Here is an 18,397-nt window from a genome sequence, read left to right as displayed (position 1 = left end):
GTTAACAGTTCGTGGTTTACAGAGCACTGTCAGAACAGAATCCCGTAAACCGAAAACCGTAAACTATTTGAGTGAATCGCCAACGTAAGGTAAAATCGCCAGGTGACGTGCCCGCTTAACAGCCTGAGCCACTTTCCGCTGATACTTCAGGCTCGTACCGGTCAGACGACGCGGCAGGATTTTGCCCTGTTCGTTCAGCAGACGCAGCAGGAACTGACCGTCTTTGTAGTCAATGTATTTGATACCGGCCTTCTTGAAACGGCAATATTTCTTCCGGTTCTCGTTTTTTGATACTGATTCGTTTTGCAAGCTCATGATTACTTGGCCTCTCCGGCGTTTTCGGTTTGTTGTTTCTTCTTACCCACTAAGCCATTGCGCTTCCGCTCGTTGTAATCAACTGCGTGCTTGTCAAGAGCCGTTGTCAGGAAACGAATGATGCGCTCATCGCGCAGGTACTCGGTGTTGAGTTTTTCAACAATAGTACCCGGTGCCTTGAACTCGAAGAGTTGGTAGTAACCCGTATTCTTGTGCTGAATGGTATAGGCCAGTTTTCGCAAGCCCATATTTTCTTCGTGAATAAGTTCCGCCCCATTGTCGGTCAGCACTTTGCGGAACTTATCAACGGCGTCCTTCATCTGAGCATCAGATAAAACGGGAGTTAAAATGAACACCGTTTCGTAGTTCTTTGGGAACATTATGATAATTGGTTTAAAATGAGGGCGCAAAGATAAGGAAAAATGTAAAAAGAAAAAAGGTAGAACCAGAGAATATAGAAAAGGAAATTACAGCTGCAACGCCTTTTCTCTGCCCTGGTTCTACCTTGTCTACCTTCTCTTATTTTACCGTAAATTCACCTTCGCCGATCTTGAACCCTTCTGAATAAAGCTCAACCGCATGGCGACCTTCGTTAAAGCGTTGCCCCCCGCGGCCGTAAACAAAATCGACCTGCTGACGGCTGTTATCAAAGTTAATGCGCTGGGCTGCTGTGTAAATCATGCCCTGTCCGTTGTGTACGAACTCGCCGGACCCCGTCGCCATATCGGAAATGACGGCTCCGCTGGGGTCCAGAATACGTAGGTAAATTTCTTTTTCGTTTTGTTGAGCTACCGGATTAGGGGCCAGCCGGAACGAGATGCGAATCTTGTCAACACGCCGGGCTTTGTAACTCCCGCCGTCGCGCTCTTTACCCCGCGAATTGATGGCATTGACCAGGATGTTTTCAGCCCGAAGTGCCGAAGCCACCGTCACCTTCTCGTTTAACTCCTGATTCCTAGCTACGACCGAATTCACCGAATCGCTCAAATTCTGACGTTCCGTGCGAAGCACCGTATTCTCCTGCGTCAGGGAGTCATTCCGTTGTACGAGCATTCCGTTTTCTTCTTTCAGGCGAACGATTTCCTGATCTTTCTGAGCCAACAGGGCCTGATAGGACCGGATTTTCTGATCGTATTTGGCAGCACTGAAATTATTGACGTTACGCAGTTCGCGCTTATCGATTTCGAGTTGCTCTTTGACTTTCAGTAGCGAATCAACACTGCCGCCGAGCTGTCGAATCTCGGCGATCTTGGCGTCGAGTTGGGCCGAGATCGAATCCAGTTTCGTTTTGGTGGCCAGTACTTCTTCGGTTTTAGTAGCAATTGCCGCATCCTTCGTCTTGTTATCCTGACGCTCCTGGTAATAAAAATACAGGAGCAGTACGTTCAGCGCAGCCAGTATCAGCAGCGCAGCCAGGAGATAACTTCGGCTGTTATTACGCGGTTGGGTTTTTGTTTCCATGAGTGTTTAAAGAAACGGATTGGTGGTTAGGGTCGTTAACTAACGATGAAGAAACGCGCAGTTATTGCGTTAACGAAACCATTTTGCCGCTTTTCGGCGAAAAACTACGTGTTTCTGCTAATTTCTCAAACCTATCTTTGCATATTGTTTTCAATCGGCCTGAGGCAGGCCGGGCTCATCTACTTCTATGATTGCCGATAACATCCAACGTATCAAGGCCAGGATCAATGACCGTGCCAAGCTTATTGCCGTCACAAAAACAAAGCCAGTATCCTTGCTGCAGGAAGCGTACGATGCCGGTTGCCGGCGCTTCGGCGAAAACAAAGTGCAGGAGATGGTTGAAAAACAGCCGTTGCTTCCGGCCGACATAGAATGGCATTTGATTGGGCATCTTCAAACAAACAAGGTTAAGTACATTGCACCCTTTGTTGCGTTGATCCAATCCGTCGATAGTCTTAAGCTGTTACAGGAGATTAATAAGCAGGCTCTGAAAAATCAGCGTGTTATTGATTGCCTGCTTCAGATTCACATTGCTCAGGAAGAAACCAAGTTTGGTTTGCTGGCCGATGAAGCGGAGCATCTGCTGAACGATGCCCAACTTGACGAATTGGCAAACGTGCGCATCGTTGGCCTGATGGGGCTGGCTACCAACACCGATGACGACGGGCAGGTTCGCCGGGAGTTTCGGGAGTTGAAGACGTTGTATGATCGCCTTGGGGCTATCCGCCGACCAAATGTCGTATTCCGCGAACTGTCGATGGGCATGAGCGGTGATTATGCCATTGCGATCGAGGAAGGCAGCACGATGGTGCGGGTTGGCAGCGCCATCTTCGGAGCTCGTTGACAGACCGGCAGTTTTGACCATCCGTTATCAACCAGTACAGTCAGCATTGACAATTAACTTTAACCACCGGTACAAACCATCCGGTCACAACTATGAAATTTTTCATTCAGGCAGGCGCTGTTCTCGGATTGCTGGGCGTTGGTTTAGGCGCTTTTGGCGCACACGCGCTGCGGACTATGCTCGAAGCGTCAGGACGAAGTGATACGTTCGAAACAGCCGTAAAATACCAGTTTTACCATGCCCTCGCCCTGTTAGCTGTTGGCATACTAATGCAGCTACTGAGTGCGAATCCGGCGGCTGTGCGGTTGCTTAACTGGGCCGGTTATTCGTTTCTGGGGGGAGTGCTGATATTTTCCGGCTCGCTTTACATCCTGTGCTTCACCGGCGTAACGTGGCTTGGGGCTATCACCCCGATAGGTGGGGTATTCATGATTGCCGGCTGGGCGCTGTTGTTATGGGCGTTTCTATAATGGCGACCGGAATTTTGTACCTTTGTCCGTTGTTTATAAGAAAAATACAAAACTGGAGGACCAGTTAAAATGAGTATAACACAGGAAACAGCCCGCCGTCGGACGTTCGCCATCATTAGCCACCCCGACGCCGGTAAAACTACGTTAACGGAGAAATTACTGCTTTTTGGCGGTGCCATACAGACTGCCGGGGCTGTGAAGTCCAATAAGATCAAAAAATCGGCGACGTCCGATTTTATGGAAATCGAAAAGCAACGGGGTATTTCGGTTGCAACGTCGGTGATGACGTTTGAGTACAATAACTTAAAAATCAACATTCTCGATACGCCGGGTCACAAAGATTTTGCGGAAGATACGTACCGGACCCTGACGGCTGTTGACAGCGTTATTCTCGTGATCGACTGCGTAAAAGGCGTTGAGGAACAAACCGAACGGTTGATGGAAGTGTGCCGGATGCGTGATACACCCGTGATCATCTTCATCAATAAACTCGACCGGGAGGGACGAAATCCGTTCGATCTGCTGGACGAACTGGAAGAGAAACTAAATATTCGCGTACGGCCGTTAACCTGGCCCGTTAACATGGGATCAGACTTTAAAGGTGTTTACAGTCTGATCGAGCAAAAATTATATTTTTTCAAGGCCAATAAGACCAAGGTTGAGGACGACGTGCTGCCGATTAAGCTCGAAGAAGCCGTTCTTGACGAAAAAGTAGGTGAACGCGATGCGGCCCAGCTTCGCGAAGATGTTGAGCTGATCGAAGGCGTTTATGACCAGTTTGATCGGGACGCTTATCTGAGCGGCAAACTGGCCCCGGTGTTTTTCGGGTCGGCCGTCAATAATTTCGGTGTCAAAGAACTCCTGGATGGATTCTGCCAGTACTCACCTGAGCCAATTGCCCGGCAGACCGATAAGCGGGAGGTGAAACCGGAAGAAAAGCAGTTTAGTGGGTTTGTTTTTAAAATTCACGCTAACCTTGATCCCCGCCACCGCGACCGCATTGCGTTTCTGCGCATTTGCTCCGGCGTATTCGAACGGGGTAAGTTCTATCATCATACCCGCCTTGATAAAAATGTTCGCTTCTCGAGCCCATTCAGCTTCATGGCCGATAGCAAAAGCGTACTGGAAGAAGGCTTTCCCGGCGATGTGGTTGGATTATACGACACCGGTACCTTTAAGATAGGTGATACGTTGACCGAAGGCGAGGATTTGCAGTTTCAGGGAATCCCGAGCTTTTCTCCGGAGATTTTTAAAGAACTTATCAACCTTGACCCTATGAAATCCAAACAACTGGATAAGGGTATCGAGCAGTTGACGGACGAGGGGGTGGCTCAATTGTTTACGCTTCAGCCGGGTAACCGCAAGGTGGTCGGCACGGTGGGCGACCTCCAGTTCGACGTCATCCAGTACCGGCTTGAGCATGAGTACGGAGCAAAATGCCGATGGGTACCAATGAATTATTCGAAGGCGACCTGGGTCACCAGCGACGATCCTAAGAAACTGGCAGAGTTTGTCCGACTGAAAGGCAATCAGATTGGCTACGACAAAGACCAGAACCCGGTGTTTCTGGCCGAATCGGAGTGGATGCTGCGCATGAATCAGCAGAACAATCCGGATATCCAGTTCCACCAGACTTCCGAGTTCAAAGTGGCAGTTTAACGTGCGATTGATTTCCACAAAAAAAGGTCAGCCGAGGGCTGACCTTTTTTTGTGGAAAATTGGTGCCGGTCGTTCAGTTTAGATAACTACTGTTGATTTATAGAGTTAATAGCTAAGTAGTATGTTTATCAACAAGCAGGTCAGCGTTATGCAAAGTAGATGGATCAAGATTGGAATCGTTACGTTGCTGATGGCTCCGGCAGCTGTTTATGCGCAATCCCGCGAAAGCGTAAGGAGTAGTTCGCCTTACAACGGAAGCGCAGGCCGGGTTAGCGACAAGGAAAAGCAGAAGGCAGCCGCCGAAAAATTCAATGGACAACGACCGGCCCAACCGATGCAACAAAACTCTCAGAAGGGGAAGCAGCCCATTCAGGGGCAAACTGAAAACGGAAACCGGATCAAACGGCCACAATCAACAACCAGCAAATAGCCATGAAAACCTTAATCACCGCAGCTATCACAATGCTGTTTTTATCGGCGAATGTCGTCGCTCAGGACGTAACAAAGAAAGAAGCGAAGAAGACGACAAAAATCGCTGAGGATAAAGCCAAACAAATGAAGAAGGACGCGGTCGAATCGGGCAATAAAGCCAAAGAAGAAGCCGCTGACGTAACAAAGAAGGCGGCAAAAGACGCTAAAAAGCAGGTTAAAAAAGAGTATTAGTTCAGCTAAATGTTGGCAAACGGTCCAGTTGACGGTGCATCCATGTACTGCCCACTGGACCGTTTGTGCTTAGTAACTGGCTCAATGATTCAAACCTGCCAGACGTTCCCGATCCGACGAAAACGTAGTGGACCGGGTGGTGGGTGTTTGCTGTTGAGTGGGGAGGCTTATGCGGAAGGTCGTGCCGTGTCCAACCTCTGATTCTACGATAATCTGCCCGTGGTGTAGTTCAACAATCCGGCGGGTGAGGGCCAGGCCGATGCCATGCCCACTGACGGTCATCGTGCTCGACGACCGGAAAAACGGTTCAAATATATGAGGCAAATCGGCTCGTGGGATGCCATACCCGTTGTCACTGATGATCAGGTGAACCTGACCTGCCTCAAACGAAATTCGAACAGTTACCCGCTCGTCGGGGGAGTACTTGCAACCATTCTCCATTAAATTCTGGAGAGCGGTTTGCAACAGCGATTCTTCAGCGACTATGACCAGATCTTCCTCCTGAGCCGGAAGATTTTCAAAATCAATGTCTATTTCGTACTGTGGTTTTCGCTGGATAATATGGCTTTGGGCCTGCCACAACAGTTCGTCAATGCGTACAGGCTGGTAATTCAGGGTCGTAGCATCAGCGCTGGCTCTTGCTAGTTCCAGCAAACCGTTGACCAGCCGAATCATACTTTTCACTTCATCAAGCAAGCCATCCAGAGCCGCCTGATAGTCGGCCTGTGAACGTGTTTGTAGGAGGGTTACCTCAATTTGCCCCATCATTACCGTCAGGGGGGTACGTAGCTCGTGAGAAGCGTGGGAAACAAAACTTTTCTGAGAAATGAACGCTTCTTCCAGTCGTGTCAGCATGTCGTTAAACGTTCGGGCCAGGTAAGCCAATTCATCCCGCTGGCGACCGACCCGAAGCCGCCGGTGAATATTTGTAGCCGATATGGTATTAACCTGAGCAACAATTTCTGAGACAGGGCGTAAGGCATCATTAGCGAACAGGTACCCCGAAATGCCCGTAATTGCGAGACAGAGCACCCACCCAAAAAACAAGATCTCACGAAGCCGTTTGAGTTTACTAAAACCGTAGCGGTCAAAGGCCGAAGCGACAATTATCAACTTGTCACCCTGTCGGTTGTAATGACTAACGCCCAGAGCCTCAAGCGTACCTGATTGAATGGTTTGAGTATGTTTTCGGAGGACGTTACGCAAAAAGCCGGATGGAAGAGAAAATGGGGCTAATTGTTTATTACTCTTGTAGAGAATGCGTTCCTGTTCATTGTAAATTGTAACCTGCTCATTTGCCATAGCCGGCAAATCATTAGACAGGGCCTGGTTTTCGTTTTCCCAGAGTCTGGCGGTGGTGAGGGCTTTCTCTTCCAGGCGCTGTTCAAATTCCTGCGCCCTGAACTGATCATATAAATAATAAATCGTAACGGAGAACAACAGGAGAATAGACGCTACCAGCATCACAAACAATAATGTCAGACGGGTGCGGATGTTCATAATCAGTCAGTAAAAAACAAATCCCCCGCGGATATTGCCTGTAGGCCATGCAATATCCTTAAACACCTCTCATACTGACTAACTCGTCGGCTACACTTTATTCTTCCTTCAGCATATAGCCCATGCCAATTACCGTGTGTATGAGTTTGGCTGGGTAGTCTTTATCAACCTTTTTGCGAAGGAAATTAACATAAACGTCAATAACGTTTGTGCCGGTATCGAAGTGAATGTCCCAAACCTTTTCGGCAATGTCAACCCGGGAGACAACGCGACCCCGGTTCCGCATAAGGTATTCGAGTAAGCCAAACTCTTTAGCTGTTAATTCAATCCGGTTACCTCCCCGGCGGGCAACTTTTTCGTTCAGGTCCAGTTCAAGGTCAGCTACTTTCAGCACATTTGCCTGAGTGCCCGGGTCGCTTCCCCGTTTGTTAAGCGCTCGCAAACGGGCCATTAGCTCGCGGAATTCAAAAGGCTTAACCAGGTAGTCATCTGCGCCTGAATCGAAGCCGGTTAACTTATCATCAACCGATCCCATGGCCGTCAGCATCAGCACTGGTGTCCGGATGTGTTCCTCCCGTAATGACTGAACGACGTCAAAGCCATTCATTTTTGGAAGGTTGACATCCAGTACGATAACATCGTACGTGTTATGAAGAGCCATATTACGGCCAACCTGACCGTCAAAGGCAACGTCCACTTCACAGGACTGCTCTTCTAAACCTTTCTTGACGAACGATGCCAGTTTGGGTTCGTCTTCCACCACCAGGATTTTCATGTCTGCAACATACATAGCTATACTTAATTTTAAAAACGTCTTGTGAAGTTCTTAGTGAACAATAATTGCTATTGTATTAACAGACCGCCTTTTTACTGAAAAAGGAAGAGAAAAAGCCATCCGTTTAGTACTGGTGGCCCGAAAGTGATACTGCTACATTAAAAGGGTATAAAAGCTATATTAAAAGGGTGTTAAAGCCATGCAAGGTCATATAAAACCTGGTTGGGGTTCAACGACTTACTGAACACTGCATAGTGTGGATGCCACTCATGGACGTACTGATTCAGGTTTTTTTCAGACGATAGTTTTGACGATGTTGCCGATACACTGCCAAGGCTGATTTGCCGACGACCCTGTCGGCGAAAATGACGTATGATTCCCGCAATAAGTAAACGCTGGGCGTTAGCAGGTGCATCAAAGGTTTGTGAGATGGTTCCGAAAGAGCCGGTTCCATTGCCGGAAGAAGCGTTCAGTTTCGAAAATGCGAACACCTTCCCTTCAGAGTTTTCGAGAACGGCTACAGAGCAGAATTTTAATTTACGCGTCAGTGCCCGGCGGGATGTAACCGAGGCCGCATACCCGATTGGTTGCCGGGTGATGTTTCTGTCAATTGCTACTGCCTCCAATTGCTGCACTAAGCCATCCAACAGGGGTGATTCATAGACGTGGACACTCAGGTTGCGGTCGTTAGCCAGAAGAAGTGCATCGTTGGCCCAGTCTAGTTCGCTGAGCTGTATATTGGCAAATCCCTCGTAGCCGATAAGGCGATATTGCTTGTTGATCGTGTTGAAAAAAGCCAGGTCTGGTCTCCCGACACCTATGTAAAGTGAGTGTAATCCCAGACGCAAACACTCTTTTTCAAAGGCAAGCAAAAGATACGCATTGAGTTTATCGCCTTGTTGCGGTGGCACAACAGCCAGAGATCCATGTTTGAAAAAAGACAGGTAAGAATCGTGAGCGGAGCTAAGAAAGATCTCTTCATTAGCCGTTGACAACAAAGCCGTATAGAAAGAATGGCTTGGTAAATCCCAAAAGGCAGGGTTTGAGCCCTGGAAAGCTGGTTCGTGCTTCTTTGTCGACATCTTTAGCCAACGAACCAGGTTTGCAAAAACAGTAGGCATGGCAGTGCAGGAGGTAAGCGGTTATTGTATAGTAGTGCCTACAAAGCTCTATATAGCCTATTAAACCAACGTTAGTTGCTAATTAACAGATGGTTAAAAGGAAAGCGGCCGTTGTGAGGCAACAAAAAAGCCGCTCCGAAAATCGGGGCGGCTTTCCGCTTCTATCCACACCATTTCAAGACCGACGACCGGGCGGCCGCCGAATCTTGATGTTCAACCTTCCCTTTGTAAAGGATCGTTTGCTAAATTGAGCAATATCTTTGACAGTTCAAAATAATACTATCTACTACCTTGTACTGTTCACCACACAAAGGTGGCGATTACTTAACAATATAACGTTAATATTCGCTTAAAAATTACTTTCTACCCGAAGATTTACGCTGTCTTATGTTAGATAAACACAAATTCAGCCGAACTTGTTCACCTACAGAACAAAACAACTTATATTATTAAACGGTCGGTGTTTTTTAAGCTTAACAGGCTCGCAAGGATACGGAAGCACACCTTTGTTGCTTTGTCCAGGAATCAGCGTTTTTGAGCCTAGCTTGAATTTTCGTGGCAAGTCAGGTCTATTGAAACTTGTCTCGGCCTGGCTGCGTAACAGGCGATGAGGGGACGTCGTCACAAATTAACCTGGTCGATTTATACCGGCTCAGTAGATTTGCCTATCAGCAGGATTGTCCTTTACAGCTCTATCCTGATCGGACATGATCTTACTGATTAGATCAACTTTGTTAGGGATTGTGTTCAGGTGTGCTATGTTTACTGCACTGTTGATCTGGTATCAACAGTTTGATACGCCTGTTTGGTAGCTACATTTTCGGGACTGGCTGAAGATAGGCTGCTAGCTAATAACAGCGCGGTAACCGCGGCTATAACCTGTCGATAACCAGATATCTGGTTTTTCCGCACGATAATACCAAATGAGGTTCCGCCCGGCATGGCCAAATCATTACCGAACAGATTTCGCAGCTGCAAAGGCCGGGAACAGGGAGGAATAATTGTGCGCTTTTTCATATCCCAAAGTTGTCCAACCCTAATTAAACGCTTCTTAAAGCCAAATTAAAAGGCTCTTAAACTCAGGTAAAGAAAAAGCCCCCGGCTGCTACCGGGGGCTTATCAATCTTTCAAAACGTTGAGTAAATCAGTGAAACGACATTAGCTTACGCGAACAGCGCCACGGGCATCCTCAATACCTGATTCGGCCTTGTTTGCCAGGTTGTCAACCTGATTATTATACTGCTGCTTAGCCTGATCCTGATTGGTCTCAGACTGAGCTTTATCCTTGTATTGATTGATCTGATCTTTAGCCTGCTGAGCGTACTCGTTAACCTGTGTTTTCGCCTGCTCATAGCCTTGTTTTACCTGCTCAACGCCTTTGCTCCACTGATCTTTCAGGTCGCCAGAACGTTTGTTTGCTTCGTCAACCAGTTTGTCGCGGGTTTCTTTACCACTGCGAGGGGCGGTCAACATACCAATTGCAATCCCTGTTATAATACCCGTCAGAAAATCTCTTGTGCTTCTCATTGTTGTTTGTTTTTAGGTGATTGATTATTTCTTGGTCCGGCGTTCGGCCCGGCTCACTAGTTCCTGCGATCGGGTCGCGGCCGTATCAACGTAATCGTTGTATTGATTCTTGATATTCTCAAGGCCTGACTGCAGTTGATCCTGCAAGTCCTTGAAAAATGAATCTGATTCGGACGTAATCCGCTTGCGAGTCTTGCGACCACTTTGCGGAGCCAGCATAACACCGACGACAGCGCCCACTGCAAGTCCTATAAGAATGCCAGGTAACGATTTCATGCCGTTATCGTTTTAGTGTGTGATTCGGTACGACTGCTTACAAGAAAATTTTGTACCACTTTCTTCTTAACGCCATAAGGTGTTGATTGATAGATTTTTACTTAAATATCTTCTAAGTGGTTGATTCGCAATAGTTGAGGATAAAATTCTACAACGATGTCCAACATTTCCTCAACAAGTCGGGTTGACTTTAAAAAAGCAGCAATCTGCCGTCGGCAGATGACTGTAAAACCAATTTTATAATACATACAATCAGCCACTACTTCATGGATTTTCTCACTCTGCTTCTGCCGACGTTTATCTGGTTCGTGATTGTGGCATCGTTTATTCACCTGATTCGACTGGACTACTGGTGGATACGTATCTGGGATTTTCCCCACCTGCAGCTAGGTGTTCTGGCGTTAGTGGGGTTGGTTGCATGGATTTTCCTGGGTGAAAACAACGGATGGTCGGATGCGCTCATGCCGGTTGGGCTGTCGGCGGCTCTTTTGTATCAAGCCTGGCTTATTTATCCCTACACACCACTGCATGCGAAACAGGTGCATCGAATTTTTCGCAAGGCCGGAGAAGAAACCAATGATAAGGCGACGATACGTCTGATGATTGCCAATGTGTATATGTATAATACGCGCACACCGGACGTCTGCCAGCTAATCAAGAGATACAAACCGGATGTTTTTCTGATTCTGGAAGGGAACAAAGCCTGGGCTGATGCATTGGAATCGGTTCAGGAGGAGTATCCGTTCCGGTTGCTGCATCCACTCGAGAATACGTACGGTATGTTATTTTATTCCCGTTTGCCGTTGCAGAACGCCGAACTGCGTTTTCTAATTCAGGACGACATTCCGTCTATATACGGTCAGATCAAACTCCCTTCAGAGCAATTGATTCATTTTTACGGAGTTCATCCGATGCCTCCCAGCCCAACCGAACATTACCGTTCTACGGAGCGTGATGCAGAGTTACTGCTGGTTGGTAAAGAGGCCCGGCAACAAAAGGGACCTGTAATAGTAGCCGGTGATTTGAATGATGTAGCGTGGTCGCACACAACCCGGTTGTTTCAGCGAATCAGCGGGTTGCTTGATCCACGCGTGGGGCGGGGTTTGTTCAGTACGTTCCATGCGCGTTACTTTTTTCTTCGCTGGCCATTGGACCATGTCTTTGTATCGCACCATTTTCGACTGCGGTATCTGAAACGGTTACCAAACTGCGGTTCCGATCATTTTCCGATTCTGGTAGACCTCACTTATGCGCCGGACCCCGCACGGGCGGTTGACATCCCTCAGCCAGAGGGTGACGATGTTCAGGAGACTAACGAGACCATTAGAGAGGCTAGTTAGAGGTTATGTTTCGAATGGGTAAAAAAAATCCCTGCGCTCAACTTGGCGCAGGGATTCCGTACCCACCGTAACTTGTACTTAACCTAAAATGAAACCACCTAAACCTAAACGTACCACTCTAAATGTAGATGTCTGTTTATTTTGGCCGGCAAGTTATATAAAATTGCCGGGTGTTAATCAATGTGCCGGAGAGAATCTACTGTACTATACTCCTCGTCCCTGAATCAGGCGGAGCACAATCGCAATGATCGCAATCACCAGCAGGACGTGAATCAGATTGCCCAGTCCGAAACTGTTGAACCCAAGAAAGCCTAACAACCAGACTATGATCAGGATAACGGCAATCGTGTACAACAGATTTCCCATAACGTTGTGAGTAAATCAGAACAATTTATCTCGCATTTGATAGACTGATTAGAAAAAGTTATGCCAAACAGAATTGGTTAAGCCAAAATTGGTGGCAGATCATTGTATACGCTTGTAAATGAGCTTTAAATAAAGTGTAAAGTGAAAAGTTGTATCATCCTGTCAGGTTTAGGGTACATTATAAATGTGTAGACAAAAATCCACAGGTGTAGAAAATTGTGTAGAATTTCCACGGTATGGTATACCAATGATTGAAGTGAAAATTGCGATTAATAAAGGTGGAAATTGCTCTATTTTAGCGTAAGTAGTTCTTTTATTGCACTTTATCAATTATAAAACTTTAAACTTCAGTGTATCATACATATTCGGCATTAAATTTTATATACAGTTAATAGTACACAACATTAATTCATTTACACCGTGGTAGGGAATATAAGGGGTGTGAACGCGGGGCAACAGTTTAGACCGGCCGTAATAAACACGATGAGCAGCGTAAAAAGGGTGTTAATTATCGACGATGAGTCGGATATATGTTTATTATTATCCGGTTTATTACGTCGCCTGGGATACCAGCCCACCTGCGCACACTTCATTGAAGAGGGACGTCAGTTTCTGACAACTCAACAGTTTGATGCTGTTTTTCTTGATCTGAATTTGCCGGATGGCATTGGGTTCGATTTATTGCCGCACATCAAAGAAGGGCAGTCTGAGGCCAAAGTTGTTATGATCAGCGCCTTCGACGGACAGGCTGAACGTCGTCGGGCTACTGAGCAGGGAGCCGATTATTTTATCGGAAAACCCTTTACGCGCCGTTCCATTGAACAGGCTTTGCAAACCATTCAGGTTTGAGTAACTTTGTTTAAGCAGCCCACTGACGGTACTTACGCAATGCTTGTTTGAACCGGAGGCTGTCCGAACAAGCTGCCGCTTCTGCGGTTCGACTGCCCATGGAAAAGATTCTGATAGTTGACGATAATAATGATATATGCTTGCTGTTAGAGCGTTTCCTGAGCAAGCAAGGCTATAAAACGGCTTCAGCGCAACGGGGGGAGGATGGTCTCGTCTTATTGCGAAAGGAGCCGTTTGAGTTAGTAATCTGCGACTTTAAATTACCCGATATTGACGGTCTGGAAATGCTCCGCCGGATTAAAGTGCTTAATCCGGCAACGGCCGTGATTATCATTACAGGGTACTCGGATGTGCGGGTAGCCGTACAAACGGTTAAGCACGGTGCCTACGACTACGTTACAAAGCCACTTTACCCCGACGAGATTTTATACACCATCAAAGGTGCCCTCGAACGGCGCAGTCAGTCGCTGAACACAGCCGCGCCTACGTCGGCCGCAACTGCTTCGCCGGCAACTGCTGCTCCGAAAACTGCTCCTAAAGCTGCTTCCAAAACATCTCTGGCTCCCAACGGCAAACGATTTATCTTTGGTAAGAGCCGGGCTGCCGAACAGCTTCAGAAGCACGTCGAACTCATTGCTCCAACCAATATGTCGGTCATTATTACCGGCGAAACGGGTACGGGAAAGGAGTTTGTAGCCAACGCAATCCACCTCAAGAGCAAACGAGCCGATAAACCGTTTGTCGCTATTGACTGTGGAGCTTTATCAAAGGAACTGGCCGGCAGCGAACTGTTCGGTCACGTAAAAGGTGCCTTTACGGGGGCTTTGTCGGATAAAGCCGGTAGTTTTGAATACGCCAATGGAGGAACGCTCTTCCTCGATGAAGTAGGCAACCTGTCTTACGACAATCAGATTAAATTGTTGCGGGTGCTGCAGGAGCGTAAAATCCGGCGCATTGGCAGCAATCAGGACGTTGCGGTCGATGTACGAATTATCTGCGCGACCAACGAAGACCTGCGGGATGCCGTTCGGCAGGGACGTTTCCGGGAGGATATTTACCACCGGATCAATGAATTTGAAATTCACCTGTCGCCCCTGCGCGAGCGCAAGGCCGACATCATGATCTTCGCGGAACATTTTCTTGAGCTGGCCAACGAACAACTCGATAAGGATATAGTTGGCTTCGATGACGAATCCCGTGAGAAACTGAAAGAGTACTACTGGCACGGTAACCTGCGTGAGTTACAAAACGTAGTCAAGCGGGCGGTACTGCTTACTCAGAGCGATTATATTGAAGCTGATGTGTTACCGCAGGAGATTATTTCGCCACAGTATCTGACCGCTGAGGATACAGGTGGTGCTCAGGTGAGTTATGATCCGCTCCGGCCGGGAATACCCGTTATTTCGCAGCCAGCCAATAACCTTAAGTCAGTTTCTGAAAGCGCCGAACGGGCGGCTATTCTCAAAGTCCTCGAAAAGACTGGTTACAATAAAACCAAAGCAGCTGAAGTGCTTAACATTGATCGGAAAACACTTTACAACAAGCTTAAAGCATACGACATTCATCTGTAGAGTTCACAAGAACTCTAACCCAAAAGAAAAGGTCGGCATAGAAGTGCCGACCTTTTCTTTTGGGTACCCATCGATTAGTTGAAGCTATATCCGATTGAAATCATACCGACGCCGTTTTTGGCGTTACCCAGAATGGTTCGCGCAACACCACTGTCGGCGATACGCTGGATGCCCTGGCCGTACCGAACGCCAATCAATGCTTTGCCAAGATACAGATTCAGACCACCCGCTACGCCGTAGTCTACCTTGTTAAAATTATCGCGGTCGATCCGGGCTACACCCGTACCAAAATCGCCATTTGAATTAATGTCGGAGTTTAGCAGGTAAGCTACGTAGGGCCCAAGCTGCAGATCCACTACGTTACCTAATTTGAACGTTGCCAGCACAGGCAGTTCGGCATAATTCAGGCGGAACGTATTAGTACCATTAATACCCAGGATGTTGTAGTTGCCCGACGCTCCTTTAGTCGTATACAAAAGTTCCGGCTGAATGGCAAAGAAGTCGCCGGCCGGAATTTGGGCAAAGACACCGGCATGGAAGCCATACCGTTCGTTCTTGTCACTAACTCCATCATTATCGTAGTACAACGTACTCGCGTTGAAGCCTCCCTTAATTCCAACTCGTGGGGTAGTTTGCGCCTGAGCGTTTGTTGACTGGAGTGCGTATGAACCGACCGCCAGAGCTGCGGTCAGGAAAAGCATGTTGAATGGTTTTTTCATAGGATTAAACAATCTGTTGAGTATGAGCGCCCGATGAAAGGCTGCTTATCAGCTATCTTCTATGACAAATTCGTGCCATTCTTAACCGGCCTAACCCTTTGAACGGCACTTTGTCTATATATCAGGAGTTTTCAATACTTTTGATTGATTATTTACGCTGCCCCTCCAGTCTGAAGTTTCTTTCTCCGTGCGGATGTGCTTCCACAAAATGGGGAAATTTTGTTCAATGTTCCTTAGTATGCTAACCGATCAGCCGACTGCCGTACTCTTCGCTCAATTACTCGATCTGCTTCCGGATGGGGTTGTCTGTTACGATGCTGTTCGGAACAAAGCCGGGGACATTGTCGATTTCAGGTTAACGTACTTCAACGATCAGTTTCGAGCAATCGCTCCACCGCCCTACCAATTGGCTATCGGAGTTCGAATGATTGCCGATAATTCCGGTCAGGAAGACATTTTAAGGCCAATTGTAAACCAGTATGCGCTGGTTGTTGAGCAGGATGAGATAGCAGAATATTCGTTTTATGATCCAAATCTGGATGCGCACCTTGCCTTGCGGGTAAAAAAGCTGAGCGATGGCGTTCTCGTAACCATCCGCGACGTAACGGAGCAACAGCGCCAGGCTCGTTTGCTCAATCAACTCCTCGATACGTCGCCTGCCTGCATTGTGTCGTATAAGGCTAAGCGTGATCAGTACGACGAGATTGTCGATTTCAGACAGATCAGTATGAACCAGAAGGCCCTTGACATTTCCGGCCTTACTGAAGCGCAGATGCTGTCATCTACGCTGCTGCAATTGTATCCCGATCAACGAGCGGTATTTGATCAGTTAGCCAAGGCAGTAGAAACAAAACAAACGATCAACGCAGACGTACTGATTTCGTCGTTTGGCGGCTGGTACAACGTATCGGTTGCGCCGTCAGGGTCGGAGGGGGCAGTTGCCGTATACGTAGCTATCAACGCAAAAAAAGCCGCGACTCTGGAAGCAGAACGGCGGAAAGACGAATTAGTTAAAGTCCTGAACAGCTCGATAACCGGTATGCTCATGTGCCAGGCTGTGGCGAATGAAACCGGAGAAATAGTTGATTTTCAGGTTATATTTCACAATGAATCGGCGCTGGCAATCACCGGCTATACAGCAGAACAAGTCACGAGTCTGAAGCTGTCGGCGCTGGATCCGACCGGGGCTACCGGCGGAATGCACGAAGGCTACCTGCACGTACTGGCCACGGGCGAGCCGCTACAGATTGAATACTATTTTGAGCCTAATCAGCGCTGGCTGGAGATATCGGTCGTGCGTTTCACCAGCGAGCAGGTAATCGTATCGTTTCTGGATATCAGCGCGTTAAAGGAAACGCAGTTGCGCGAACAGGACCAGACGCGTCGTTTTGAGACCATTCTGGATGGTTCGCCCGACGGCGTCATTACGTTCGAAAGCATTCATGACGTCACCGGTCGCCTGATCGATCTCCGGTACGTCCAATGCAACCGGGCCGCTCATCAGATGGCCCACTTGCCCGATGACGTCATTGGTTGCACACTGCTTGGGGTGTATTCCGGTGTGGTGTCAAACGAAATACTGACCATCGCCGACCAGGTTATCTCGTCGGGCCAGTCAGCCACGCAGGAGGTGCAGGATACCACTGATACGATTGATAAATGGTACTTGCTGTCGGTTGCCAGGCTGGACGACGGTTGTGTGGTTACGTTCACGGACATAAGCCAGTCGAAACAGGCAGCACTCGCTATCAATGAAGCCGCTGCGCAGCTTCAGGGTATAATCGATACGTCGCAAACCGGAATATTTCTCTTTAGTCCGGTATGCGATGAAGCCGGGGTAATAGTCGACTTCCGGTTCAGGACAGCCAACCGGATGCTGGCTGAGTACGTAGGGCAAAAACCGGAAGGTCTGCGGGGTGAACTGGGCAGCCGATGGTTCCCGGCGTATAAAAACAATGGGTTGTTTGAGCGTTACCTGCAGACCTACGAAACAGGGCAGAGTATCCGGTTCGACTTTTATTACCAGGCCGATGGTATTGATAGCTGGCTCGATATTGCCGCCACCAGACTCGGCGATGACGTACTGGTTACGTTCGCTGACTTTACCCCACTGAAGCGGTTGCAGCAGCGACTGGAACTGTCGGTACAGGAGCTGAAACGCTCGAACGCCAACCTCGAACAATTCGCCTACGTAGCTTCGCACGACCTGCAGGAGCCGCTACGGAAGGTGATCACGTTCGGCGATGTGCTGCAAAATCAATATGCGGATCAGTTGAGCGAATCGGGTGCCGATATGGTTCGGCGAATGCAATCGGCGGCTCAGCGAATGCAGACGCTTATTCAGGATTTGCTGACCTACTCGCGGATTGCTAACAAACGGAATGCGTTCCAGAAGGTTGATCTCAGCCAGGTACTTGATGAGGTGATTATGGATCTGGAAGCGACTATCCACAGCAAAAAAGCGGTACTGCACGTAGAGCCGCTGCCAACCATTCATGGCGATGCTCTTCAACTGAGGCAGTTATTTCAGAACCTGTTGAGTAACGCGCTGAAGTTTTCAAAGGAAGACGTTCAGCCGTCGGTCACCATCGCTTCGCGTCTGGTATCCGACCAGAACACAGATCAGCTATCTGTCCCGGTCGGGCAGAAGTTTGTTGAAGTCACTGTTTCCGACAACGGTATTGGGTTTGAGCAGACCTATGCCGAGCGAATTTTTCAACTCTTCCAGCGGTTGCATACCCGATCTAATTACAGCGGTACGGGAATCGGTTTATCCATCGTCCAGAAAGTAGTGGAAAACCACCATGGAATCATCCGGGCGGAGGGCCGGTCCGGGCAGGGAGCCTCGTTTGTCATTTTGTTTCCTACCGAGAACGTGTACTGAAAGTTTTATAGTAAATTTGACTGAACTAACCTGATTATTGTCTGTCAATGAGACTTC

Annotated in this window: 20 protein-coding genes; 9 read left to right on the top strand and 11 right to left on the bottom strand. The window is 48.0% G+C overall.

Annotation, left to right across the window (positions count from 1 at the left end; translation table 11 throughout):
* Positions 1–63 precede the first annotated feature (63 nt).
* The 3 genes from rpsR to DYU11_RS00270 form a co-directional block, all read right to left on the bottom strand.
* Positions 64–315, bottom strand: coding sequence for a 30S ribosomal protein S18 (gene rpsR / locus DYU11_RS00280; RefSeq protein ID WP_009284068.1), 252 nt, complete (start codon positions 313–315; stop codon positions 64–66).
* Between the two features lie 2 nt (positions 316–317).
* Positions 318–695 (bottom strand): 30S ribosomal protein S6, encoded by a 378-nt coding sequence (gene rpsF / locus DYU11_RS00275; RefSeq protein WP_119665653.1) that lies wholly within the window; start codon positions 693–695, stop codon positions 318–320.
* A gap of 139 nt (positions 696–834) precedes the next feature.
* Entirely contained in the window at positions 835–1,776 is a 942-nt protein-coding gene (locus tag DYU11_RS00270; RefSeq protein WP_119665652.1) for a DUF8428 domain-containing protein, read from the bottom strand.
* Positions 1,777–1,963: 187 nt separating this feature from the next.
* Between DYU11_RS00270 and DYU11_RS00265 the strand changes: the two genes are divergently transcribed.
* The 5 genes from DYU11_RS00265 (at position 1,964) to DYU11_RS00245 (ending at position 5,412) form a co-directional block, all read left to right on the top strand.
* A complete protein-coding gene (locus DYU11_RS00265; protein ID WP_119665651.1) occupies positions 1,964–2,620 on the top strand; it encodes a YggS family pyridoxal phosphate-dependent enzyme in 657 nt (218 codons plus the stop codon).
* 92 nt (positions 2,621–2,712) lie between these two features.
* The gene (locus DYU11_RS00260; RefSeq protein ID WP_119665650.1) at positions 2,713–3,090 is read left to right on the top strand and encodes a DUF423 domain-containing protein; all 378 of its coding nucleotides are present in this window, start codon (positions 2,713–2,715) and stop codon (positions 3,088–3,090) included.
* 69 nt (positions 3,091–3,159) lie between these two features.
* The gene (locus tag DYU11_RS00255) at positions 3,160–4,749 is read left to right on the top strand and encodes a peptide chain release factor 3 (protein ID WP_119665649.1); all 1,590 of its coding nucleotides are present in this window, start codon (positions 3,160–3,162) and stop codon (positions 4,747–4,749) included.
* Between the two features lie 148 nt (positions 4,750–4,897).
* The gene (locus DYU11_RS00250; protein ID WP_147367861.1) at positions 4,898–5,179 is read left to right on the top strand and encodes a hypothetical protein; all 282 of its coding nucleotides are present in this window, start codon (positions 4,898–4,900) and stop codon (positions 5,177–5,179) included.
* Between the two features lie 2 nt (positions 5,180–5,181).
* Entirely contained in the window at positions 5,182–5,412 is a 231-nt protein-coding gene (locus tag DYU11_RS00245) for a hypothetical protein (protein ID WP_119665647.1), read from the top strand.
* An 81-nt stretch (positions 5,413–5,493) separates the two neighbouring features.
* Here DYU11_RS00245 and DYU11_RS00240 read toward each other — a convergent pair whose 3' ends face one another.
* From DYU11_RS00240 to DYU11_RS00215, 6 genes are all read right to left on the bottom strand, one after another.
* Positions 5,494–6,912, bottom strand: coding sequence for a sensor histidine kinase (locus tag DYU11_RS00240; protein ID WP_119665646.1), 1,419 nt, complete (start codon positions 6,910–6,912; stop codon positions 5,494–5,496).
* Positions 6,913–7,009: 97 nt separating this feature from the next.
* A complete protein-coding gene (locus DYU11_RS00235; protein ID WP_199736675.1) occupies positions 7,010–7,687 on the bottom strand; it encodes a response regulator in 678 nt (225 codons plus the stop codon).
* 191 nt (positions 7,688–7,878) lie between these two features.
* A complete protein-coding gene (locus tag DYU11_RS00230; protein ID WP_119665644.1) occupies positions 7,879–8,808 on the bottom strand; it encodes a hypothetical protein in 930 nt (309 codons plus the stop codon).
* Positions 8,809–9,570: 762 nt separating this feature from the next.
* A complete protein-coding gene (locus DYU11_RS00225; protein WP_119665643.1) occupies positions 9,571–9,825 on the bottom strand; it encodes a hypothetical protein in 255 nt (84 codons plus the stop codon).
* Between the two features lie 141 nt (positions 9,826–9,966).
* Positions 9,967–10,335: a YtxH domain-containing protein gene (locus tag DYU11_RS00220; RefSeq protein ID WP_119665642.1), complete on the bottom strand. Its 369-nt coding sequence runs from the start codon at positions 10,333–10,335 to the stop codon at positions 9,967–9,969.
* 24 nt (positions 10,336–10,359) lie between these two features.
* Complete coding sequence (locus DYU11_RS00215; protein WP_119665641.1) at positions 10,360–10,611, bottom strand: YtxH domain-containing protein; 252 nt, start codon at positions 10,609–10,611, stop codon at positions 10,360–10,362.
* 266 nt (positions 10,612–10,877) lie between these two features.
* Between DYU11_RS00215 and DYU11_RS00210 the strand changes: the two genes are divergently transcribed.
* The gene (locus DYU11_RS00210; protein WP_119665640.1) at positions 10,878–11,951 is read left to right on the top strand and encodes an endonuclease/exonuclease/phosphatase family protein; all 1,074 of its coding nucleotides are present in this window, start codon (positions 10,878–10,880) and stop codon (positions 11,949–11,951) included.
* Between the two features lie 204 nt (positions 11,952–12,155).
* On the opposite strand, the gene DYU11_RS00205 is transcribed toward DYU11_RS00210, so the two are convergent.
* Complete coding sequence (locus DYU11_RS00205) at positions 12,156–12,317, bottom strand: lmo0937 family membrane protein (protein ID WP_119665639.1); 162 nt, start codon at positions 12,315–12,317, stop codon at positions 12,156–12,158.
* Positions 12,318–12,800: 483 nt separating this feature from the next.
* Between DYU11_RS00205 and DYU11_RS00200 the strand changes: the two genes are divergently transcribed.
* A complete protein-coding gene (locus DYU11_RS00200) occupies positions 12,801–13,166 on the top strand; it encodes a response regulator (protein ID WP_199736640.1) in 366 nt (121 codons plus the stop codon).
* A gap of 98 nt (positions 13,167–13,264) precedes the next feature.
* Entirely contained in the window at positions 13,265–14,737 is a 1,473-nt protein-coding gene (locus DYU11_RS00195) for a sigma-54-dependent transcriptional regulator (RefSeq protein ID WP_119665638.1), read from the top strand.
* A gap of 74 nt (positions 14,738–14,811) precedes the next feature.
* Here the strand turns inward: DYU11_RS00195 and DYU11_RS00190 are convergent, their stop codons facing one another.
* Positions 14,812–15,456, bottom strand: coding sequence for a porin family protein (locus DYU11_RS00190; protein WP_119665637.1), 645 nt, complete (start codon positions 15,454–15,456; stop codon positions 14,812–14,814).
* A 238-nt stretch (positions 15,457–15,694) separates the two neighbouring features.
* On the opposite strand from DYU11_RS00190, the gene DYU11_RS00185 reads away from it, so the two are divergent.
* Positions 15,695–18,340, top strand: coding sequence for a PAS domain-containing protein (locus tag DYU11_RS00185; protein WP_158600196.1), 2,646 nt, complete (start codon positions 15,695–15,697; stop codon positions 18,338–18,340).
* Positions 18,341–18,397 lie beyond the last annotated feature (57 nt).

It is taken from the genome of Fibrisoma montanum (assembly GCF_003583365.1).
Lineage (GTDB): Bacteria > Bacteroidota > Bacteroidia > Cytophagales > Spirosomataceae > Fibrisoma > Fibrisoma montanum.
The sequence above is the reverse complement of the archived record's forward strand: the minus strand, read 5'-3'. Positions and strand labels throughout refer to the sequence as shown.

Coding starts and splice junctions, on each gene's coding strand:
- DYU11_RS00245 (WP_119665647.1), top strand. CDS start 5,182: ATGAAAACCTTAATCACCGCAGCTATCACAATGCTGTTTTTATCGGCG.
- DYU11_RS00185 (WP_158600196.1), top strand. CDS start 15,695: ATGCTAACCGATCAGCCGACTGCCGTACTCTTCGCTCAATTACTCGAT.
- DYU11_RS00240 (WP_119665646.1), bottom strand. CDS start 6,912: ATGAACATCCGCACCCGTCTGACATTATTGTTTGTGATGCTGGTAGCG.
- DYU11_RS00230 (WP_119665644.1), bottom strand. CDS start 8,808: ATGCCTACTGTTTTTGCAAACCTGGTTCGTTGGCTAAAGATGTCGACA.
- DYU11_RS00235 (WP_199736675.1), bottom strand. CDS start 7,687: ATGAAAATCCTGGTGGTGGAAGACGAACCCAAACTGGCATCGTTCGTC.
- DYU11_RS00195 (WP_119665638.1), top strand. CDS start 13,265: ATGGAAAAGATTCTGATAGTTGACGATAATAATGATATATGCTTGCTG.
- DYU11_RS00210 (WP_119665640.1), top strand. CDS start 10,878: ATGGATTTTCTCACTCTGCTTCTGCCGACGTTTATCTGGTTCGTGATT.
- DYU11_RS00265 (WP_119665651.1), top strand. CDS start 1,964: ATGATTGCCGATAACATCCAACGTATCAAGGCCAGGATCAATGACCGT.
- DYU11_RS00255 (WP_119665649.1), top strand. CDS start 3,160: ATGAGTATAACACAGGAAACAGCCCGCCGTCGGACGTTCGCCATCATT.
- DYU11_RS00270 (WP_119665652.1), bottom strand. CDS start 1,776: ATGGAAACAAAAACCCAACCGCGTAATAACAGCCGAAGTTATCTCCTG.
- rpsF (WP_119665653.1), bottom strand. CDS start 695: ATGTTCCCAAAGAACTACGAAACGGTGTTCATTTTAACTCCCGTTTTA.
- DYU11_RS00220 (WP_119665642.1), bottom strand. CDS start 10,335: ATGAGAAGCACAAGAGATTTTCTGACGGGTATTATAACAGGGATTGCA.
- DYU11_RS00205 (WP_119665639.1), bottom strand. CDS start 12,317: ATGGGAAATCTGTTGTACACGATTGCCGTTATCCTGATCATAGTCTGG.
- DYU11_RS00190 (WP_119665637.1), bottom strand. CDS start 15,456: ATGAAAAAACCATTCAACATGCTTTTCCTGACCGCAGCTCTGGCGGTC.
- DYU11_RS00200 (WP_199736640.1), top strand. CDS start 12,801: ATGAGCAGCGTAAAAAGGGTGTTAATTATCGACGATGAGTCGGATATA.
- DYU11_RS00215 (WP_119665641.1), bottom strand. CDS start 10,611: ATGAAATCGTTACCTGGCATTCTTATAGGACTTGCAGTGGGCGCTGTC.
- DYU11_RS00260 (WP_119665650.1), top strand. CDS start 2,713: ATGAAATTTTTCATTCAGGCAGGCGCTGTTCTCGGATTGCTGGGCGTT.
- rpsR (WP_009284068.1), bottom strand. CDS start 315: ATGAGCTTGCAAAACGAATCAGTATCAAAAAACGAGAACCGGAAGAAA.
- DYU11_RS00250 (WP_147367861.1), top strand. CDS start 4,898: ATGCAAAGTAGATGGATCAAGATTGGAATCGTTACGTTGCTGATGGCT.
- DYU11_RS00225 (WP_119665643.1), bottom strand. CDS start 9,825: ATGAAAAAGCGCACAATTATTCCTCCCTGTTCCCGGCCTTTGCAGCTG.